General features: G+C 61.8%; 17 protein-coding genes. 10 read left to right on the top strand and 7 right to left on the bottom strand.

From position 1 onward, the window contains the following. Positions 1-7 precede the first annotated feature (7 nt). The gene (locus AACW30_RS09110; RefSeq protein ID WP_200624815.1) at positions 8-898 is read right to left on the bottom strand and encodes an SDR family NAD(P)-dependent oxidoreductase; all 891 of its coding nucleotides are present in this window, start codon (positions 896-898) and stop codon (positions 8-10) included. Then, a complete protein-coding gene (locus tag AACW30_RS09115; protein ID WP_200624816.1) occupies positions 895-2,430 on the bottom strand; it encodes a flavin-containing monooxygenase in 1,536 nt (511 codons plus the stop codon). The genes AACW30_RS09110 and AACW30_RS09115 overlap by 4 nt, the downstream gene beginning before the upstream one ends. A 275-nt stretch (positions 2,431-2,705) precedes the next feature. On the opposite strand from AACW30_RS09115, the gene AACW30_RS09120 reads away from it, so the two are divergent. The 4 genes from AACW30_RS09120 (at position 2,706) to praB (ending at position 6,494) form a co-directional block, all read left to right on the top strand. Further along, positions 2,706-3,704, top strand: coding sequence for an alpha/beta fold hydrolase (locus tag AACW30_RS09120; RefSeq protein WP_200624817.1), 999 nt, complete (start codon positions 2,706-2,708; stop codon positions 3,702-3,704). Between the two features lie 259 nt (positions 3,705-3,963). Next, positions 3,964-5,244: an alkane 1-monooxygenase gene (locus AACW30_RS09125; protein ID WP_200624818.1), complete on the top strand. Its 1,281-nt coding sequence runs from the start codon at positions 3,964-3,966 to the stop codon at positions 5,242-5,244. A gap of 135 nt (positions 5,245-5,379) precedes the next feature. Continuing rightward, on the top strand, positions 5,380-5,874 hold the full coding sequence (praA, locus tag AACW30_RS09130; RefSeq protein ID WP_106577846.1) for an alkane oxidation protein activator PraA: 495 nt from the start codon (positions 5,380-5,382) through the stop codon (positions 5,872-5,874). A 134-nt stretch (positions 5,875-6,008) separates the two neighbouring features. After that, a complete protein-coding gene (praB, locus tag AACW30_RS09135) occupies positions 6,009-6,494 on the top strand; it encodes an alkane oxidation protein activator PraB (protein ID WP_106577847.1) in 486 nt (161 codons plus the stop codon). 101 nt (positions 6,495-6,595) lie between these two features. Here praB and AACW30_RS09140 read toward each other — a convergent pair whose 3' ends face one another. Next, complete coding sequence (locus AACW30_RS09140) at positions 6,596-7,081, bottom strand: hypothetical protein (RefSeq protein ID WP_124417231.1); 486 nt, start codon at positions 7,079-7,081, stop codon at positions 6,596-6,598. A gap of 146 nt (positions 7,082-7,227) precedes the next feature. Here AACW30_RS09140 and AACW30_RS09145 point away from each other — a divergent pair, with 146 nt between their 5' ends. From AACW30_RS09145 to AACW30_RS09170, 6 genes are all read left to right on the top strand, one after another. Next, the gene (locus AACW30_RS09145) at positions 7,228-8,682 is read left to right on the top strand and encodes an outer membrane protein transport protein (protein ID WP_124417232.1); all 1,455 of its coding nucleotides are present in this window, start codon (positions 7,228-7,230) and stop codon (positions 8,680-8,682) included. 279 nt (positions 8,683-8,961) lie between these two features. After that, on the top strand, positions 8,962-11,487 hold the full coding sequence (locus AACW30_RS09150) for an acyl-CoA dehydrogenase (RefSeq protein ID WP_200624819.1): 2,526 nt from the start codon (positions 8,962-8,964) through the stop codon (positions 11,485-11,487). A gap of 149 nt (positions 11,488-11,636) precedes the next feature. Beyond that, a complete protein-coding gene (locus tag AACW30_RS09155) occupies positions 11,637-12,980 on the top strand; it encodes a 3-oxoacyl-ACP reductase (RefSeq protein ID WP_200624820.1) in 1,344 nt (447 codons plus the stop codon). Between the two features lie 3 nt (positions 12,981-12,983). Next, entirely contained in the window at positions 12,984-13,874 is an 891-nt protein-coding gene (locus tag AACW30_RS09160; protein WP_200624821.1) for a MaoC family dehydratase, read from the top strand. Further along, positions 13,871-15,169, top strand: a complete 1,299-nt coding sequence (locus AACW30_RS09165) for an acetyl-CoA C-acetyltransferase (protein WP_200624822.1) — start codon at positions 13,871-13,873, stop codon at positions 15,167-15,169. Before AACW30_RS09160 ends, AACW30_RS09165 begins: the two co-directional genes overlap by 4 nt. 30 nt (positions 15,170-15,199) lie before the next feature. Then, entirely contained in the window at positions 15,200-16,903 is a 1,704-nt protein-coding gene (locus AACW30_RS09170; protein WP_106577854.1) for an AMP-binding protein, read from the top strand. Between the two features lie 251 nt (positions 16,904-17,154). On the opposite strand, the gene AACW30_RS09175 is transcribed toward AACW30_RS09170, so the two are convergent. The 4 genes from AACW30_RS09175 to AACW30_RS09190 are packed head-to-tail and all read right to left on the bottom strand — an operon-like array spanning position 17,155 to position 21,189. Then, entirely contained in the window at positions 17,155-18,132 is a 978-nt protein-coding gene (locus AACW30_RS09175) for a 2-hydroxyacid dehydrogenase (RefSeq protein ID WP_200624823.1), read from the bottom strand. Further along, the gene (locus tag AACW30_RS09180) at positions 18,129-19,427 is read right to left on the bottom strand and encodes an MFS transporter (RefSeq protein ID WP_124417239.1); all 1,299 of its coding nucleotides are present in this window, start codon (positions 19,425-19,427) and stop codon (positions 18,129-18,131) included. The genes AACW30_RS09175 and AACW30_RS09180 overlap by 4 nt, the downstream gene beginning before the upstream one ends. A 45-nt stretch (positions 19,428-19,472) precedes the next feature. Further along, positions 19,473-20,414, bottom strand: coding sequence for a sugar kinase (locus tag AACW30_RS09185; RefSeq protein WP_200624824.1), 942 nt, complete (start codon positions 20,412-20,414; stop codon positions 19,473-19,475). After that, on the bottom strand, positions 20,407-21,189 hold the full coding sequence (locus AACW30_RS09190) for a sugar phosphate isomerase/epimerase family protein (protein WP_200624825.1): 783 nt from the start codon (positions 21,187-21,189) through the stop codon (positions 20,407-20,409). Before AACW30_RS09190 ends, AACW30_RS09185 begins: the two co-directional genes overlap by 8 nt. Positions 21,190-21,228 lie beyond the last annotated feature (39 nt).

The raw sequence follows: 21,228 nt of genomic DNA on the forward strand, positions 1-21,228 counted from the left end.
CTCCTGTTCAGAGACGAGGTTCGTCGTTGGTTTCAAACACCGGCGTGCGCTGTTTGGGCGCCATGCGCTTGCTGGCAAACACCACCAGGGCTTGATAAGCGGCGGGCAGGCAACGGGCGAGCAGGTCGAGGAAATACGCGTCGCGGCCGATCAGCACGCGGCGTTTGTTGTGGCGCACGCCCTGCAGGATGACCTTGGCGGCCTGGTCGGCGTCGGTAATGAAGAGCTTTTCGAAGTCGGCGCGGGCCTGTTGCTCGTTGTGGATCAGAAAACCGGTCATGTTCGCGTCGATGCGGCTGCTGCGGCAGATATCCGTACGGATTCCGCCGGGGTGTACACAGGTGGCGGACACCCCGCAGCGTTGCAGATCGAGTTCCTGGCGCAGCGATTCGGTAAAGCCGCGCACCGCAAACTTGCTCGCGTTGTAGCCACTCATGCCGGGCTGGGCAAACAGGCCGAACACGCTGGAGGTGTTGACCACGTGTCCGTCGCCGCTGGCTTTGAGGTGCGGCAAAAACGCCTTGGTGCCGTGCACCACGCCCCAGAAGTTGATGCCAATGATCCACTCCAGGTCTGCGTAGTCCACACCTTCGACGGTGCTCGACAGCGCCACGCCGGCATTGTTGAAAATCAGGTTGACCTGGCCGTGGTCGGTCACGCAGCGTGCGGCCCAGTCGTGCATGGCCTGGCGATCGGACACATCCAGCACGTGGGTGGTGATCGTCACCGGTGACAGCGTCGAGGTCTTGATCAGCGCCAAGGTCTGTTCCAAACCCTGGCTGTTCTTGTCCGCGAGCGCCAGGTGGCAGCCTTCGCGTGCCAGCGCCAGGGCCAATGCGCGACCCATGCCGGACGCCGCGCCAGTGATTGCCGCCACGCGGCCGTTGAATGACTTCATGACAGGCTGCCTTCTGCGGTGGAGTGGGGCGCCGAAACCGGGCGGGGTGTCGAGGTGGGCAACAGCTCGGTGACATAGTCCTTGAGCGCGAAGTGCCGGATATCACGTTTGAAACGCCAGGTTGAACCGGGCCACAACGTGGTGTTTTTGCCGGTGCGCGGGTCGAGGTACCAGCTCTGGCAGCCGCCGGTGTTCCAGATGGTGCGCTTGAGCCGGGCTTGCAGCTGCTGGTTATAGGCCAGCTCCACCGTGGGTTTGACCTCGACCGTGGCAATGCGCTGGCGCTGCATTTGCGTAATGGCATCCAGGATGTAAGTGACCTGGGCCTCGATCATCAGAATCATCGAGTTATGCCCAAGGCCGGTGTTCGGTCCGACGATCAAAAACAGGTTGGGGTAGCCCGGCACGGTGGTGCCCTTGTACGCGTGGGCGCCGTCGCGCCAGGCATCCATCAGGTCGATGCCGTCGCGCCCGATGATGCAATCGCGGGGCAGCGGGTCGGTGGCCTGGAAACCGGTGCCGAAGATCAGGCAATCGGCCGGGTGCTTGATGCCGTCCGCCGTGACCACGCCGTCCGCTTCGATGCGCAGCACCTTGTCGCTGACCACCTCGACATTGCTGCGCGACAGCGCCGGGTAATAGTCATTGGAGATCAGCACGCGCTTACAGCCGATGGTGTAGTCCGGGGTGAGGGTCTTGCGCAGGGAAGGGCGCGCCACTTGTTTGCGCAGGTGGCGCAGGGCGATTTTCTGCACCATTTTCATCAACCTCGGGTGCAGGGCAAACCCCACCACACGACCTTCCAGCGCCCAGTAGAAAGCGCCGCGCACCAGGCGTTGAGTGAAGGGCAGGTGCTTGAAGGCCCAGCGCTCGACGCGGGAGATTTCGCGGTCCGGCTTGGGCATGATCCACGGCGGCGTGCGCTGGAACAGGTCCAGATGCGCCACCTGCGGCGCGATCTGTGGGACGAACTGAATGGCACTGGCGCCGGTGCCGATCACCGCCACGCGTTTGCCCTTCAATGAATACGCGTGGTCCCACTGCTGGGAGTGGAAGCGCTTGCCCTTGAAGCTGTCCAGCCCCGCAATATCCGGCAACGCCGGGCGTGACAGCCCGCCCATGCCCGACACCAGCACCCGCGCGCTGACCTTGCGGCCGTCGCTGAAGCTCAGTTGCCAGCGTTGCTGCTGTTCATCGAACACCGCACGTTCAAGGCCCATGCCGAAGCGAAGGTAGGGCGCCAGCTTGAAACGCTGCGCGCAGTGTTCAAGGTAGGCGCGGATCTCCGCCTGCGGTGCGAACTGCCGCGTCCAGTTTGGGTTGGGCGCAAACGAAAACGAGTACACATGGGACTGCACATCGCAGGCGCAGCCTGGGTAATGGTTGTCCCGCCAGGTGCCGCCGAGGGTCTCGGCCTGCTCGGCGATAAAGAAGTCGGTGATCCCGGCTTCCTTGAGTTTGATCGCCATGCACAGGCCGGCAAAACCGGAACCGATGATGGCGATGTCGATTGAATCGCTGTGGGCATTCATGGCGTGTCCCTCGTGGGCATCGATGTGCTCCTGTTTTTGTTGTGTCTTTTAGATAGAACACCATTGCAAAGAAAAAATGAATTAATTATTTTAAAAAAGATTTTAAATAATCTACCTGAAAATTTCGCCTACGCTAGGACCTTGTTCCGCATGTGCGACTTGTCCGACGGACGAGCACGGTATGCATGAAGTTTAGGTCCAGGGTGTGGACGATGGCTGAGGCCTTGATCAATACCGGTCAGGTCGCCAGCGGCAGGGAAGCAGAGGACCGAGCTATGGCTGTTGAATGGGTTGTCGCTGCGGGTGTGTTAGGGGTGGCGAGCGCGCTGTTGTGGGGCTTCAGTGCCTGGATGACGCGGCGTATAGAAGCCGCTGTTCCGATCAATGGGCGCTTCGTCGAGGTCGATGGCGAGCGCTTTCATTATGTCGAGGAGGGTGCAGGCCCGCCGCTGGTGATGATTCACGGGCTGATGGGCAGCAGTCGCAACCTGACCTATGCCTTGTCCGCCCAGTTGCGTGAGCGTTTTCGCGTGATCACGCTGGACCGCCCGGGTTCGGGCTATTCGACCCGGCAAACCGGTACCGCTGCAGACCTGCCGGCTCAGGCTCGGCAAATCGCGGCCTTCATCAAAACGCTGGACCTGGATAAACCGCTGGTGCTGGGGCATTCCCTCGGCGGGGCGATTTCGCTGGCGCTGGCGCTTGACCATCCCCACGCGGTGTCCGGGCTGATCCTGGTGGCGCCGCTGACGCATCCCCAACGTATGTTGCCGCCGGTGTTCCTGTCCCTGGCGGTGCGCCCGGCCTGGTTGCGACGGTGGATGTCCCACACCCTGACCGTGCCCGTCGGCCTGCTGACCAGAGGCGCGGTGGTGAAGGGCGTGTTCGCCCCCGACGCTGCGCCGTCAGACTTCGCCACGCGAGGAGGCGGGCTGCTGGGGATGCGTCCAGACAACTTCTACGCGGCCTCCACCGAGATCAATACGGTTAACGACCACCTGCCGGACATGGTCAAGCGCTACCCGCAACTGACCCTGCCAATCGGCCTGATCTATGGCGCGCGCGACAACGTGCTGGACTTCCAGAAGCACGGACAGGCCCTGGCCAGCAAAGTGCCCGGGCTGAAGATGCAGGTGGTGGAGGGCCGCGGCCATATGCTGCCAATTACCGCCACAGAGCGCGTGGCCGCGCTGGTGGAGCAGGTGGCCAAGCGCGTTCGCCCACCGCAAAGCGCCACCGTGCTGCACCCGCCATTTGCCTTGGCGAGCAAATAATGGTGTTAACCCGACTCGCGGTACAACGGCGTCGATGCCTGCTTTAGACACCTGACCAAACGGCTGAAAAACAGACTGGTCAGTCACGTCAAAAAGCCTTCGAGAAACTAGTTGACGACCTAACGATTCCGCGCTATTTATTTAAAAAAATTATTTCAATGTGTAATTTGAAACAATTTTTGAAGTGCCTAAGAGCGAATAAAATAATGAAAAAAACGCCTTTTATCGCATCTCCAAGCCGTCGCGTCCGGAGGCTGCCATGAATCAGACTCTGGTCACTTCTACCGTCTGGACCGACGGCAAACGTCATTTGTGGTGGCTGGGCATCATGCCTCTGGCGACTCCATTGCTCTCCGGCGCCCTGGCCATTACCACGGGCGTGCAGCAATTGTGGTGGGTCGGCGTGCTGGTGATCTTCGGCTTGATCCCATTGATCGACGGCCTGCTCGGTGAAGACGTCAGCAACCCGCCAGAATCCGCCGTCAGCCACCTTGAATCGCAAAGCTACTACCGCTGGATCGTCTACACCGGCGTGGTGTTCGTGCTCACCTCGGTGGTGGTGACCGGCTGGCTGGCCGCCGGTGGCATCGACTGGATCATCAGCGGCGGCCTGCTCAACGCCACGGCTAGCCTTGATCCGTCGAGCTGGCTGGCGAAGACCGCTGCGTTTATTACCGCGCGCACCCAGTTGCACGGTGAGATCACCTGGTTCACCTACCTGGGCATGGCGCTGTCCACCGGCGCCGCCACCGGCATTGCAATCAACACCGCGCATGAGCTGGGGCACAAGCCCAAGCCACTGGAGGTGTTCCTGGCCAAGGTCACCCTGGCGCCGACCTTCTACGGGCACTTCTACACCGAACACAACCGTGGCCATCACGTACGCGTGGCCACACCGGAAGACCCGGCCAGCTCACGTCTGGGTGAGAGTTTCTGGGCGTTCCTGCCGCGCTCGGTGTGGTTCAGCGCGGTGTCGGCCTGGAACCTGGAACGCGAACGCCTGCGCAAACTCGGCCTGCCGGCACTGCACTGGAAAAACGCCGTACTCGGCGCGTGGATGTACAGCGTGGTGTTGTGGGGCGCGATGATTGCCTGGCTCGGCGCGGCTGTGATTCCTTTCCTGATCATTCAGGGCATCTACGGGTTCTCGTTGCTGGAAGTAGTTAACTACGTCGAGCATTACGGGCTTAAACGCCAGAAGTTGCCCAACGGTCGTTATGAACGTTGCTCGCCGCGGCACTCGTGGAACAGTAACCGTATTGTCACCAATATCTTTCTGTTTCAACTGCAACGGCATTCCGATCACCACGCCAACCCCACCCGCAGTTATCAGTCATTGCGCCACTTTGATGAATCGCCGCAACTTCCTTATGGTTACGCGAGCATGATTGTCTGGGCCTATGTGCCGTACTTGTGGCGACGTCGCATGGACCATCGCGTGTTGAATCATTACGCCGGCGATATCACCTTGACCAATCTTCAACCGTCACAACGTTTGAAGTACCTGGAGAAGTACAGCAACAGCGCCAAGCCGTTTTGAGGTGAATTAAAAACAGCCGTGGGTTAACTCGGGATCTGTGCATCGCGCCGGTTTTTATCGCCCAGGGTTTATCGGTTTTATGCCAAGAAAGTTGTTTGACCCTACAACAATAACTTCAAGGGAAGGACGTTCATGATGCACAGCCCTGCCACGTTCACCGCGCATATCATACTGGCCGCACTGGGCCTGATCGTTTACCACCAGGCCCAAGCCGCACGCATCGAGCCGGCCGGCAGCGCCTTTACGGCCCAGGGCCCGATCAGCTTTTCCAAGGGTGCGCTGATCAGCGCCGATTGCACCATCAAGGTGGCCGGCAAGGTCGCGGCCGATGGTTCATCGGTGAATGTCGATAAAGTTGAATTCGACGGCGGCCTTAAATGCAGCCGCGTCGAGGCCACCAACTTACCCTGGGTGTTAGTTGCCAAAGACACCAAAAGCGGCTCCATGTCGAAGATCAGCGTCGATGTTCACGCCTTCGGCCTGGGCGGCAAGTGCGGGCCTTCTACGGCCGATGGAACGTGGGACAACGCCACCCGAAAGTTGGAGGCCACCAATGTGCCGATCGGCGAAGACTGCACGATAAAAACGGTGTCGATCACGATGCCGCCGACCTTCAAAGTGGTCGAATAAACAGATTAAAAAGATGCAGCGGTAATTGAATTGAGATTTGGCTGGAAAGGGAAGTTCTGCAGTTTCACCGTGACCTCTCGATCATGGCCATTACCCCTGGCGAAATGACTCGCCATAACATGTGAGGAAAAACAATGAAAAGCTTGAAGACCCTCGTTTGTGCAACTTCTTTTGCTCTGTGCTTTGGCGCCGCCTCGATGGCCAGTGCGGCGTCTATCACCCCGGACGGTCCGTTCACGACCAACCCCGGCACCATCGTTGTGAAGTCGCCCTCGTCGTTCGGTGCAGCCGTCACCTGCGGCATCACTTTTAGCGGCAACGTCAGCGGTGGCGTGGCCTCCATCAACGGTGCTTCGCTGACCGGCGGCGGTCTCTGCGCCTTGCCGACGCTGACCAACCTGCCTTGGGTGCTGACCGCTGCAACCAGCACCACCGGCACCGTGACCAACGTCGGCTACAAGATCACCTCGCTGCCTTCCACCAACTGCGGTCCTACCCCTATCGCTGTGGCGTGGACTGCGGCCAGCAAAACCCTGTCGGCCAGCAATCAATCGCTGAGTGGCAACTGCACCGTGGTGTCCCTAAGTGTTGTGGCGCCAACGCTGACGGTTAACCCGTAAGCGCGTGACTCCAAAGGGCTGATCACCCGTTGAAAGGCCGGTGCCTCGCATGAGGCGCCGGCTGCGGGAAAACCACCGGCGGAGCCGGTTGGGTACGGTACTTATTGTCTGGGGAACATGACAATGCAAAGCCTTAAAAAAACAGCCCTCCTGGGTTCGATGTTATTCACCCTGGGCGCTGTCTCGTCCATTGCAGGCGCAGCCACCTTTGCCCCGGCGGGCGCTGCATTTACCGCCTCGGGCTCAATCGCCACCGCGGTAAAGCTGCTGGTGTTTACCCCGGTGCCATGCACGATGACACTCAGTGGCCAAGTCGCGGCGGACGGCTCAAGCGCAACGATCACCGGTGCCACGTTCACCGGTAATGCGCTGTGTGGTATTTCCGGCCCGTTGAACTTGCCGTGGACACTGGTGCCGACAAATGCCACCACCGCAACGCTTTCTGGCTTTACCGAAAAATTTCCGTATGACAGCTGCCTGACGCCAAGTGTGCTGACCACACAATGGAGTGCCGCCGATGGCACGTTCAGCATTGCCAGCCCACACACGGTGAACGCCACCTGCAGGGTCACGGCTTTCAACTTCAAGCCTTCACCTGCCCTCACGATTAACCCTTGAAGACATCAACGCGTTAGCGCGTGGGCGCGCACAACGTGAAACGCGTCCCTGAATGAACGAACAGAAAGACGAGACGGCTGGGCCGGCTCAGTGTGATAACAATAAGGAGTGCCTCATGAATAATAAAAAACAACAGGTACAGGCGTTACTGGGGTTGGCGTTGATGGGCGGGCTGATGGTAGCCGTGCCTGTGCAAGCCGGCGGTTTTTCCACGCCGACGTATGGCGCACCGGGCTGGGGGCGGGCGTTCGGTGGTGGTTCGTTGTTCAAGAACGACCCGAGTTCGGCGTTCAACAACCCGGCGGCAATGGCTTTTGTTGACCATAACGTTGCACAAATGACCGTCGATTACGCGCGGATCAAGATCAAGTACAAAGGCCAGGCCAATGATTACCAGGGCAACCCGGTATCCAATACACCGTTTAACCCCGACGGTACTTTCGACCCCGCGCTGACCACGGTGAACAACAACGACGGCGGCCAGGGTGGGTTCACTGCATGGCTCCCAACCGGGTTCATGGTGATGCCGCTGGGTGATCGGTTTTCGTTCGGTCTGGCCCAAGTCGTACCGCAGGGCATGCGCACCACCTGGAACGAAGACTCAAAGTTGCGTGACTTTGCAGTGGACACCAAGATTGAAACGGTAGGGTTGACCGGGTCCTTGTCATTCAAGGTGCGCGATGACCTATCCATCGGTGCCGGGATGATCGTTCAGCACAGTAAAGGCTTCGTCAGCCAGAATATCGATTTGCTCGCCGCCGCTGCCAACTCCAAGTCTGAATTGGGCGGTATTCCGTTCCCGGCAGGCCTGGGCACGTCGCTGATTCGAGTCAAAGTCGATAATACGTCGGTGGGTTGGTTCACGGGGGTGGTCTGGAAACCCACCGAGCAAGACAGCCTCGGCCTCAATTACCACGCCAAAATCAAGAACAAGATGGAGGGCAAGTACAATATTCGCGCCGACGCCTTCTCGTATCAGCTGATGACGGGCCCGAGCCCATTCGGCGGTACCGGGACTATCCCGGAAGTGGCCTATCCGGGGCTGAAATTGATGCCCGACGGCGCCAATGCCAGCACTCAACTGGACATCCCGGCAACTGCGGGCCTGGACTGGGTGCACCAGTTCAATGATCGCCTGACCATGGGTGTGAGTGCGGTGTGGACCCAATGGTCATCCTTCAAGGACCTGACCCTCAAGTCCGACGGCAACACGATCGTTTCCATCCCCTACAACTACCGCGACTCCTGGATGTACTCCATTGGTGGCGATTTCAAAGCGACCGATGAGCTGACATTGCGTGCCGGTGTGGCGTCCGACCAGACGCCGACCCGCAACTCTACACGCGACCCGCGGATTCCGGACGGTGACCGGTACTTCCTGTCGCTGGGTGCGGGTTACGACGTCAAGGCGATTCCGGGCTTGACGCTGGATCTGGCGTATTCCCATCAGTTCGTGCAGGAGGTCAATCTCAAGACCAAGAACGTGGACCGCTTGGGCGCCGCGAGCCTGGACGGTAAGGCAGAATCATCCGGTGACGTAGTGGCTGTTTCGGCAACCTATGCCTTTTAAGGCCGTCACGCAGCGTTGAGGACAGGGGCGGCAAGCGCATCTTGGCGCCCTTGTTCAGAGGCTCGAAGCGGGGTTCGCGCTCGCGACGTGTGCAGCAGCGCATTTTTTGATTCAACAGGCTGACGGGCTCAGCCTGGTTTTTTTTAGCCTTGGCATTAAATAAAAATTTCAAAACAAAATTTGAATTTGTCTTTTCAAGTTTGTAGTGTGGCTTTACGCCGTCACTCATTTCGAGCGACCTGCGCATCGCCCATGCCCTGATTAGGTAGAGGTCTCCCCATGGTTATCTGGTTATTAGTGGGTGTCGCAGCAGCGATTGCCCTGGCGTATCGACAAGCCGCCGCCGCGCTGTGGCTGGGCGTTGGCCTGATCTGGCTGGCGCTTGGTTACCTGTTCAACGTGGTGGCCGGTCTGGGCACCAGCGTTGCGGCGCTGCTGGTGGTGGTGCCCGCGCTGCTGCTGACGCTCAAGCCCTTGCGGCGCGCGCTGTTGACCAGCAAGGCCTTGGGCCTGTTTCGTACGATCATGCCCGCCATGTCCGACACCGAACGCGCCGCCATCGAATCCGGCACGGTGTGGTGGGACGCCGAGCTGTTCAGCGGCAAACCCAACTGGGATCGCCTGCTCAAGGCTGCGCCGGCCAGCCTCAGCGCCGAAGAACAAGCCTTCCTCGACAACGAAGTCGAAACCCTCTGCGACATCGCCAACGACTGGGAAACCACCCAGATCTGGCAGGACATGTCCCCCGAAGGCTGGCAGTACACCAAGGACGCCGGTTTTCTGGGCATGATCATTCCCAAGCAATACGGCGGCAAAGGTTTCTCCCACTATGCGCACTCCCAGGTGGTGATGAAGCTGTCGACACGCTGCTCGGCGGCGGCGATTTCGGTGATGGTCCCCAATTCCCTGGGCCCGGCTGAACTGCTGCTGCATTACGGCACCGACGCCCAACGCAATTACTACTTGCCGCGCCTGGCGCGAGGCGAAGACATCCCGTGCTTTGCCCTGACCAGCCCGTATGCGGGCTCTGATGCCGGCGCAATTCCAGACCTGGGCATCGTCTGCAAAGGCCTGCACGAGGGCGAGCAAGTGCTGGGTTTCAAAGTGACCTGGGACAAGCGATACATCACCCTTGGCCCCGTCGCGACGGTGCTGGGCCTGGCGTTTCGCGCCGAAGACCCGGAGGGTTTGCTGGGCAAGGCGGGCTCACTGGGGATCACCTGCGCGTTGATCCCAACGTCTCACCCAGGCGTCAACAGCGGTCGTCGTCACTGGCCTCTGAATGCGGTATTCCAGAACGGTCCGACTACCGGCAAGGATGTCTTCATTCCCCTGGAATGGGTGATCGGCGGCCGCGCACAGGTCGGCAACGGCTGGCGCATGCTGATGGAATGCCTGGCAGCCGGGCGGGCGATTTCCCTGCCGTCGGCCAACGTCGGCCTGGGCAAAGTCGCGGTACGCGGCACCAGCGCCTACGCGGCCATGCGCAAGCAGTTCGGCCTGCCCATCGGCAAGTTCGAAGGCGTGCAGGCGCCGCTGGCGCGCATGGCCGGGCATTTGTATGCCTGCGACGCGGTGCGCAAGGTCTCGGTGGCGTCGCTGGATGCCGGCGAAAAACCCTCGGTGATCTCGGCCATTGCCAAGTACCACGTCACCGAGCGCGCGCGGATCATCGTCAACGACGGCATGGACATCGTCGCCGGCAAAGGCATCTGCATGGGCCCCAACAACTTCCTGGCCCGTGCCTACCAGCAAAGCCCGATTGCGATCACCGTGGAGGGTGCGAACATCATGACCCGCTGCCTGATCATCTTTGGTCAGGGGCTGATTCGCTGCCATCCGTATGTGTTCCGCGAAATGGAAGCCGCGCGTAACCCGGACCAGCGCCAGGCACTGGAAGCCTTCGACCGCGCGATATTCGGCCATGTGAGCTTTGTCGTCGCCAATGCCGTACGCGCCGGGGTGCATTCGCTGACCGGCGGGCGGCTGCTTTCTGCACCGGCCAAGACCGAGCCGGCGCTGGCGTCCTACTACCGCCAGGCCAATCGGCTGTCGGTGGTGCTGGCGTTGATCTCGGATGTGTCCATGGGCGTGCTCGGTGGTGCGCTCAAACGCAAGGAAAGTATCACCGGGCGTCTGGGCGATATTCTGTCGCAGTTGTACATCCTGTCCTGCGTGCTCAAACGCTTTGAGGACGACGGTCGGCCCCAGGCAGACCTGCCGCTGGTGCACTGGGCCGCCCAGGATGCGCTGTTACGTGCGCATGAAGCGCTGGCCGAAGTGCTCGATAACTACCCCTCGAACGCCGCTGCGGCAGTGGTGCGGGGCTTGAGTTTTCCGTTCGGTATTCCCCTGCGCAAACCGTCGGATCGCTTGCTGGCCCAAGTGGCTGAGGTGGTGCAGACGCCAGGCGAAACCCGCGACCGCCTGTTGGCCAATTCCTACATCCCGCGCCCGGAAATCGACAAGCTGGCCTACGGCGAATTGGCCTTGCGCCTGTTGCCGCAGGTGGAGCTGATCGACGCTCGCCTCAAGTCGGCGGTCAAGCAAGGCCTGATCGAACCGATGCCGATTTCCGCCACCGCGTTCAGCGCCTGGCGCGTCAAGGCGCGGGCGCTGGACCTGATCAGCGACGAGGAAGACACCTTGCTCGGCCGCTATGTGGAATACGCCGACCACGGCATCCAGGTCGATGACTTCCCGCAGGACTTTGGTTTGCTTGAGGCGTTACAGCAGCGCAAACAAGCGTTGGAGCCGAGCGCCAAACGTCGCACACCCCAAAGCGAAAACGCCTCGGTCAACTAGGAGAAACACGATCAAGGTGGGAGCTGGCGTGCCTGCGATGGCATCACCTCGGTGCCTGTGAACGACCGAGTCGTCTGCAGCGCAGGCACGCCAGCGCCCACCGGCATCGGGTTTATAAAGCCAGTGTGTGTTGTGAGTGAATGCTTACTATGAGTGACAGCTACCTTTCCTTCGTCAACTCCCCGTGGGGCGGGCGCCTCGCCCGGGCCATCGGCCTGCCGCAGCCGTTGCCGTTGCAGCGCCATCGCAGCGGCCAGCAGGGCTTGGTCAACCCGGTCATCGTCGCCGGGGCAGGGCGGTTATCCACAAAGGTGCAGCAGATTTTTGCCGCCACCGACACCGTCGCGGCCACGCCAGCGACGCTCCGGGCGCCGTCCACGGTCAAGGTGCAGGGCGCGGTGTTCGATGCCACGGCGGTGCTCGATTTGCAGCAGCTCGACGAGCTCTATGTATTCTTCCACGCCAATGCCAAGCGCCTCAGTCAGCATGGCCGCGTGGTGGTGCTGGGCACTGCGCCCGAACATTGCCGGGACTTGCCCCAGGCCATCGCCCAACGCGCCCTCGAAGGCCTGGTGCGCTCGCTGGCAAAAGAACTGCGCCGGGCGATCACCGTGCAATTGGTCTACGTGGCGCCGGGCGCCGAAGACGCCCTGGACAGCAGCCTGCGGTTTCTTCTGTCGCGCCGTTCGGCCTATGTGTCCGGGCAGGTCGTGCGCCTCGAAAAACCGGTGGATGGCGAGGTTGCCGTCAACTGGGATAAGCCCTTTGCCGGGCGCCGCGCATTGGTCACTGGCGCCTCGCGTGGGATCGGTTTGGCCATCGCCCAGGTGCTGGCCCGCGACGGCGCCCACGTGGTGTGCGTGGACGTGCCCCAAGCCCATGCAGCGCTGCAGCAGGCCGCCGCCGGTGTCAACGGCTCAGCCTTGCCGCTGGACATCACCGCCCCCGACTCGGCCGCGCTGTTGCAGGCGCACGTCGAACAGTACGGCGCTTTCGATGTGGTGGTGCACAACGCCGGCATCACCCGCGACAAGACCATTGCCAAAATGACCGAGACGGCCTGGCGCAGTGTGCTGGCGGTCAACCTGGAAGCGCCGTTGCAGTTGAGCAGTGCGTTGCTGCACCACCAAGGGTTGAACCCGGGCGGGCGCATTGTGTGCGTGTCGTCGATCTCCGGCATTGCCGGCAACCTGGGGCAAAGCAATTACGCCACCTCCAAGGCGGGTGTGATTGGCTTGGTGCACGGCCTGGCGCCGTTGGCGGCAGCGCAACAGGTCACGGTCAATGCCGTGGCGCCCGGTTTTATCGAGACGCAGATGACGGCCAGGATTCCACTGATGATCCGCGAGGCGGGGCGGCGCATGAACTCGATGTCCCAAGGCGGACAGCCGATTGATGTGGCCGAGACCATTGCCTGGCTGGCGCACCCGGCGTCCGGCGGGGTCAACGGCCAAGTCGTACGCGTGTGCGGCCAAAGCCTGCTGGGAGCCTGAACCATGGACTACGTGACGCAGATCATCGACCCGCCACCGTCGCGCACCCAGCTGTTGCTCGATGGCGTGCGCGCGCTGCGCAAACCCAAGCTTGAGGGTGCGCCGTTGCTGCCCAGGGAATGCCTGGTGCGTTCGGCGGTGGCGCTGTCGGCCGGCGCTGTCGCCGCGTATGGCCACGCCTGTGGTTTCCGGCGCGAGCAGGGTGTGCCGCTGTCCTATCCGCACGTGCTGGCGTTCCCGTTGCACCTGATGCTGCTCACACGGCCGAGCTTTCCGTATCCGGCTAGCGGCATGGTGCACCTGGCCAATCGCATTCATCAGCACCAGCGCTTGCACGAAGGCCAGGCGTTGCGCCTGCAAGTGTGGTGCGAGCGGTGGGTGGCGCACCCCAAAGGCCAGGCGCTGAGTATCGCCACGCGGGTCTACAGCGCCGACGCGCTGGTGTGGCAGAGCGACAGCCTGTACCTGCGCCGTGACGTGAAAGCCCCGGTCGGCGAGCCGTGGGAAGACGCGCTGACGTTGCAGGAAGACTGGCTGTTGTGCAGCCAACGCTGGGCAGTGCCGGCCGACCTGGGCCGACGTTTTGCCAAGGTGTCAGGGGACTTCAACCCGATTCACACCTCGGTGATCGGCGCCAGAATCTTCGGCTTTCGCCGCGCCATCGCCCATGGCATGTGGACCCTGGGCCGCGCACTCGCCGCTCAGCAACCGCCGGGCGGCCTGGAACACGCCCAGGCGCATTGCGACTTCAAACTGCCGATCTTCCTGCCCGGCCAGGTCACCCTGTGGAATCGCCCCGTGACCGGCCCGCGCCGTGAGTTCGAAGTGCGCAATGCGGCTGGCGATAAACCGCATATGCGTGGGCTTTTTGTCTGGAATGAGAACCGTCAATGAGTGACTACAGCTTCAACCCGGCCCCGACACGACGCGTGGCGATTATCGGCGGCAACCGTATCCCGTTCGCCCGCTCCAACAGCGTGTACGCCCACGACAGCAATCAGGACTTGCTGGTTGCCGCCCTGCAAGGCCTGATTGACCGCTACAACCTGCACGGCCAGCGTCTGGGCGAGTTTGCCGCGGGAGCGGTGATCAAGCATTCGCGCGATTTCAACCTGGCGCGCGAGTCGCTGCTGTCGACCACATTGTCGCCCCAGACCCCCGCGTATGATGTGCAACAAGCCTGCGGCACGGGCCTTGAAGCGGCGTTGCTGGTGGCGAATAAAATCGCCCTGGGCCAGATCGACGTCGGCATTGCCGGCGGCTGCGACACCACATCGGACGCGCCCATCGGCATCAACGAATCCCTGCGCCACACCTTGCTCGCCGCCAACCGCGCCAAGGGCATGGGCGATAAGCTCAAGGCGTTGCTGAAGGTGCGCCCCTCGATGTTGTTCAAGCCGTTGCTGCCGCGCAATGGCGAGCCACGCACTGGCCTGTCGATGGGTGAGCACTGTGAAGCAATGGCCAAGCGCTGGCAGATCAAGCGGCTGGCCCAGGATGAGTTGACCCTGACCAGCCACCAGCGCCTGGATGCCGCTTACACCCGTGGTTTTTTCGACGATCTGATCAGCCCTTATCGCGGCCTTGCGCGCGATAACAACCTGCGGGCTGACGCCAGCCTTGCGAAACTCGCCGGGCTATCCCCAGCCTACGACCGCCACAACGGCACGCTCACGGCGGGCAACTCCACGCCGCTGACCGATGGCGCTTCGGTGGTGCTGTTGGCCAGTGAGGCCTGGGCTGCCGAACACGGCTTGCCGGTGCTGGCTTACCTGCGTACCGGCGAAACTGCGGCGGTGAATTTTGTCGACGGCACCGAAGGCCTGTTGATGGCCCCGGCCTATGCCGTTCCACGCATGCTCAAGCGTGAAGGCCTGAGCTTTGCCGACTTTGACTTCTTCGAGATCCACGAAGCGTTTGCCGCCCAGGTGCTGTGCACGCTCAAGGCCTGGGAAGACGCCGATTACTGCCGTGAGCGCCTGGGCCTGGACGCACCGCTGGGCGCCATCGACCGCAGCAAAATCAACGTCAACGGTGGTTCGCTTGGCTGCGGCCACCCGTTCGCCGCCACCGGTGGCCGGCAGTTGGCGGCGTTGGCCAAAACCATCCATGACAACGGTGGCGGGCGCGGCTTGATTTCGATCTGCGCGGCGGGCGGGCTGGGTGTTACGGCCATCGTCGAAAAGTAGCGCTATAAAAACAACAACAAGGAGACTGCCATGAACGCTGTAAGCCTGGAACGTACCGAACGGATCTGGTTGAACGCTTACCTGCCCGGCGTGCCGGCGGACATCGAGGCCGGTATCGAGGACTACCCGTCGCTGCGCGAGGTATTCCTTGAGCACCTGGAGAAATTTCGCGAGCGCGTCGCCTACGTCAGCATCGGCACCGAAATGACCTATGCCGACTGGCAGGTGCAAGGCATCGCGTTTGCCGCTTGGCTGCAGGGCCAGGGCGTGAAGAAGGGCGACCGCGTGGCCTTGATGATGCCCAACTGCTTGCAGTACCCGATCTGCCTGTTGGGTACCATCCTGGCCGGCGCGGTGGTGGTCAACGTCAACCCGCTGTACACCTCCCATGAGCTCAAGCATCTGCTCAAGGACAGCGGCGCCGAGACCGTGGTGATCTTCGAAAACTTCGCCCACACCCTGGAAAAGGTCGTGGCCGGCAGCAGCGTCAAGCGCGTAGTGGTGGCGGCCATTGGCGACTTGCTGGGTGCCTTCAAGGGCGCGGCGATGAATTTCATTTTGCGCAGTGTGCAAAAGCAGGTGCCCGCTTTTAACCTGCCAGGCGCGGTGCGCTTCAATCGGGTGCTGAAACAGGGGCGGGTGTTGAATCACTTTCCGGTGGCCATGAACCTCGACGACTTGGCCTTTTTGCAATACACCGGCGGCACCACCGGGGACGCCAAGGGTGTGATGCTCAGCCACCGCAATATCATCGCCAACCTGTTGCAGGCCAAGGCCTGGGTCGGCGATCAACTGGACCAGGACCAGCAGGAAACCAACGTCACCTTGCTGCCGCTGTACCACATCTTTTCGTTGACGGTGAACTGCCTGATGTTCATGTGCCTGGGCGGGCGCAACATCCTGATCGCCAACCCGCGTGATGTGAAACGCGTGCAGATGATCCTGCGCAAGGAGCGCTTCAACGGCATTGCCGGGGTCAACACGCTGTTTAATGGTTTGCTCGAAAACAAGGCGTTCTGCGCGCGCGACTTTTCCGCCCTGCGCATGGTGATCGCCGGCGGCATGGCCACGCACACGGCGGTGGCCAAGCGCTGGAAGGAAGTCACCGGGCTGCCGATTATCGAGGGCTATGGCCTCACCGAGTGCTCGCCGGTGGTGAGCATCAGCCCGATCAATATCGCCCGCATGCGCGAGATGGAATTCACCGGCAGCATTGGCGTGCCGCTGCCTTCAACCTGGGTGCGTTTTATCCGCGAGGACGGTGAGCTGGCCGACACCGGTGAGCAAGGCGAACTGCAAGTGCGCGGTCCGCAGGTGATGCAGGGTTACTGGAAGCGGCCCAAGGAAACCGCCGAGGTGCTGGATGCCGAGGGCTGGCTGTCGACCGGTGATATCGGTGTGATGGACGAGCGCGGCTATATCCGCCTGGTGGACCGCAAGAAAGACATGATTCTGGTCTCGGGCTTCAATGTGTACCCGAATGAAATCGAAGACGTGGTGGCCATGCACCCGGGCGTGGGTGAGGTGGCGGCGGTCGGCGTGGAAGATGGCGTCACCGGGGAAAGGGTGAAGATCATCGTGGTGCGCAAGGACCCGAACCTTACGCAAGAGCAGATCCTCGCCCATTGCCGCGAATACCTGACGGGGTACAAAGTGCCGCGGTATGTGGAGTTCCGCACCAGCGAGTTGCCCAAGACCACCGTGGGCAAAGTGCTGCGCCGCGCCTTGCGCTGATTCGAAGGTAACGACGGTCCAAATGTGGGAGCGGGCTTGCTCGCGAATGCAGTGTGTCAGTTTGCACATGTGGCACTGGCCCACCGCCATCGCGGGCAAGCCCGCTCCCACGGGGATTGGGTTTACACAGCAAGCTGCGTTGGATGAACACGGTCAATGTGGGAGCGGGCTTGCCCGCGAATGCTGTCTGTCAGATTGCACCTTTGGCACTGACCCACCGCTTTCGCGAGCAAGCCCGCTCCCACAGGGGATCAGTGTTTCCAGGCCGCTGGATTGACCAGGTTTTTCGGGCGTTCGCCCGACAGCGCCGCCAGTAGGTTGTCCACCGCACACTTGGCCATCGCTTCGCGGGTTTCATGGGTCGCCGAGCCGATGTGCGGTGTGGCCACCACGTTGTTCAAACGCAACAGGGGCGAATCGTGGTTCAACGGCTCACGCTCGAACACGTCCAGGCCCGCTGCCCGAATGGTGCGTTGCTGCAGCGCCTGAACCAGCGCCACCTCGTCCACTACTTTGCCGCGCGAGATGTTGATAAAGATCGTCTCCGGGCCCATCAGCGCGAACTCTTGAGCGCCGATCAGCTTTTCGGTTTCGGCGGTCAGTGGCAAGGTCAGGCAGACAAAGTCAGCTTCCTTGAGCAAATCCACCAGGCTGCGGTACTGCGCGCCGAAGCGTTCTTCCACCAACGGCTTGGGCGAGTGGCTGTGGTAGATCACCGGCATGCCAAACCCAAAATGCCCGCGTTGGGCCAGGGCTTCGCCGATGCGGCCCATGCCGATGATGCCGAGGGTTTTGCCATGCACGTCGGTGCCGAAATGGGACGGGCCGATGTTCTTGCTCCATTGGCCGGCACGCACCATGTCGGCCAGCTCCACCACCCGGCGCGCGGTGGCCAGGATCAGCGCAAAACCGGTATCGGCGGTGGTTTCGGTGAGCACGTCCGGCGTGTTGCTGAGCAGGATGCCGCGCTGGGTCAGGTAGTCGATGTCGTAGTTGTCGACCCCCACCGAGACGCTGGCCACCGCTTCAAGGTGTGGCGCCAGGTCGAGCAGCTTGGCGTCCAGGCGCAGGCTCGCACCCAGCAGGCCTTGGGCGCGGGGCAAGGCCTCGCGCAGCTTGGCCAGGCCAGGTTCGTCGAGCGCTTCGATCAGCGTGACGTCGGCCTGCTCCTGCAGGCGGGCCATCAAGGGCGCGGAGAGTTTCTTGTATAAAACGACAGACTTTTTCATCGGGTTTTCACCTTCAATCCAAGGGTCGGCATCGGCGCGCGTTCACGGTCGCTGGCGCCGGGCTTGAGGAAAATCGTCAGCACCACCGACAGCATCAGCGCACCGCTCATCAGCAGGTACGAAGCGCCGGGCGAACCGGTGGTGCTGTTGAGGTAACCCACCAGGTACGAACCGCCGAACGAGCCCAGCGCGCCCATGCTGTTGATCAGCGCCATGGCGCCGCCGGCGACGTTGGCCGGCAGGATCTCCGGCACGATGGCAAAAAACGGCCCGTAAGGCGCATACATGCACGCGCCGGCGATGACCAGCAGGCTGTAGGACCACCAGAAGTGTTCGGCGCCCAGTGCGTAGGAGGCGTAGAACGCAATGGAGGCAATCAGCAGGGGTGGCCACACAAAACGTTTACGTTTTTGCAGTTTGTCCGAGCCCCAGGACACCGCGAGCATGCCGATCACCGCCGCCAGGTAAGGCAACGCCGACAGCCAGCCGGCTTCGACCATGTCCATTTGCAGGCCGGCCTTGAGGATCGACGGCAGCCACAGCACAAAGCCGTAAACGCCGATGCTCCAGCAGAAAAACTGCAGCGCCAGGATGATCACTTTGGGCGAGCGGAAGGCCTCGGCGTAGTTCTTAACCGCCTTGATCCCGACTTGTTCGGCGGCCAGCGCACTTTCGAGGTCTTTTTTGTGCTGCTCACTCAGCCACGTGGCGTCGGCGGGTTTTTCATCCGCCAGCTTCCACCAGATAAACGCCCAGATCACCGCCGGTATGCCTTCGATGATAAACATCCAACGCCAGCTGAAATGCTGCACCAGGTAGCCCGACACCACTGACATCCACAGCATGGTCACCGGGTTGCCGAGGATCAGGAAGGTGTTGGCGCGCGAGCGTTCGGCACGCGTGAACCAGTGGCACAGGTACACCAGCATCGCGGGCATCACGGCGGCTTCGACCACCCCGAGCATGAAGCGAATGGCGATCAGCATATAGGCGTTGGACACCACGCCGGTCAGGGTGGCAAGGCCGCCCCAGAGGATCAGGCTGACAAAAATCAGCTTTTTAACGCTGCGCTTTTGCGCGTAGATCGCCCCCGGCACCTGGAAGAAAAAGTAGCCGAGGAAGAACAGCGCGCCCAGCAGCGAGGACATGCCGGGGGTGATCATCAGGTCTTCGGCCATCCCGGAGGCGGCGGCGAAGCCGTAGTTGGCGCGGTCCAGGTACGCCAGGCTGTAGGTGATAAACACGATAGGCATGATGTACCACCAGCGGCGGGTGGCGAGTTTCAAGGTATCCATGGAGTTGCTCCTGAGCTTGTTGTAGTTGTGGCAACAGGGTGTACGTCATGCAACGGATCGAGTGGGTAACTCCGAACGAGTGGGCAAGCCTTCCATGTCGCCGCGGCTCTGCACGGCGCGGCTGCCGATCCAGTTACCGCGCTGTACCGCTTCGGGGAAGCTGAGGTTTTCCAGCAGTGCGCTGATCATGCCGACGGCAAAACCATCGCCGGCGCCGACGGTGTCGACGACTTTTTCCACCGGCACGGCGGCAACGAAGCCCTGGTCCATCTGGGTGCGGTAATAGGCGCCGTCCGGCCCAAGCTTGATGGCCACGGCCTCGGCGCCCTGGTCGAGGTAGAACGCGGCGATGTCGGCCGGGTCTTCGAAGCCTGTGAGCAAGCGACCTTCGCTCAAACCCGGCAAGACCCAATCGGCCATGGCGGCAAGGGCGTTGATTTCGGCGATCATCTGCGCCTGGCTGGCCCATAACGATGGGCGCAGGTTCGGGTCGAACGACACGCTGTGCCCGGCTTTGCGCATCTGCGTCATCAGCTCGCGGGACAGCTCACGGGTGGCCTCGGACAACGCCGGCGGAATACCGGTGGCGTGCAGGTGACGCGCTTGCAGCAGCGTGGGGCTGATGGCGGCGATGGACAGGTGGCTGGCCGCCGAGCCTTTGCGAAAGTACTCGACTTGAGGGTCTGCGCCGGCTTCTTCGCGGGACTTGAACTGAAAACCGGTGGGGTGCAAGGGATCGACCGCCACATGCTGGCAATCCAGGCCTTCCTTTTTCAGGGTGTCGACCACAAAACGCCCGAGGGAATCATTCCCCACCCGGCTTAGCCACGCCACATTGAACCCCAGGCGCGACAGGCCAATGGCGACATTGCTGTCGGCGCCGGCAATGCGTTTGTGGAACTGCGCTACCTGGGCCAGATCGCCGGTCTGCTCGGCGACAAACATCGCCATGGTTTCACCAAACGACAGGATATCGATCTTAGACATGGGCATTCTCCGCACGGGGTTGGCCAAGGATGGCGAGGGCGGCGACCTGTTGCGCGGTGACCTCGGTCAGGTCATCGCCTTGCAACGGGAATTCCACGGCCCGGGTAATACCTTGAGTCATATGCTTGAGCAGTCGTTCCCACAGATGCAGGTCGGTGGCGCCGGGCGGCAGGGCCACCAGCTTGCCGTCCTGGCGCCGGGCCACGGCCTTGCAGTGCAGGTAATCCACGTGACGACCGAGCAAGCGCGCCGCGGTGAGGGCGGACTGGTCTTGCCATTGCCAGTTGCCGATGTCGAACGTCATCTTGACGGGCAGGCCCAGGCGCTCGACCTCGGTGAAGAACCGCTGCATCGGCTCGATCCGTCCGCCGTGCAGGGTCTGGTCGTTTTCCACCAGCAGTTTGACCGGGTGTCGGTTGAGCAGGGCGTGCAGGCTTTGCAGGTCGTTGGTGTCGGTGAAGTAGCCGAGGGAGACTTTCAACCAGCGCGCGCCGAATGCCTGGGCGCGGTCCAGGGTGTCATTCATCTCGGCGTTGGGCTGCGCGCGGCCGGCGACCCACAGTTCCAGCGGCGAGGAGTACACCGATTCCAGGCCATGCGCGGCGGCAGCCTGGGCGAGTGTGGCCGGGTGCTCGGTGGTCAGCAGTTCTTCACGCCATTCGATGCGTTGGGCGCCGGCAGCGCTCAGTACGTCGACAAAACTCAGTTGGCCCTGTTGGCGAACACGCTCGGCGCCGTAGCTGGAAAGGCTGATGGAGACGGGGTATTTGTGCATTGTTGTTTACCTCTGAAACCGGTTTCATTTTTATACGCA

The sequence above is a fragment of the Pseudomonas sp. MF6747 genome, assembly GCF_963890955.1.
Classification (GTDB): Bacteria; Pseudomonadota; Gammaproteobacteria; order Pseudomonadales; family Pseudomonadaceae; genus Aquipseudomonas.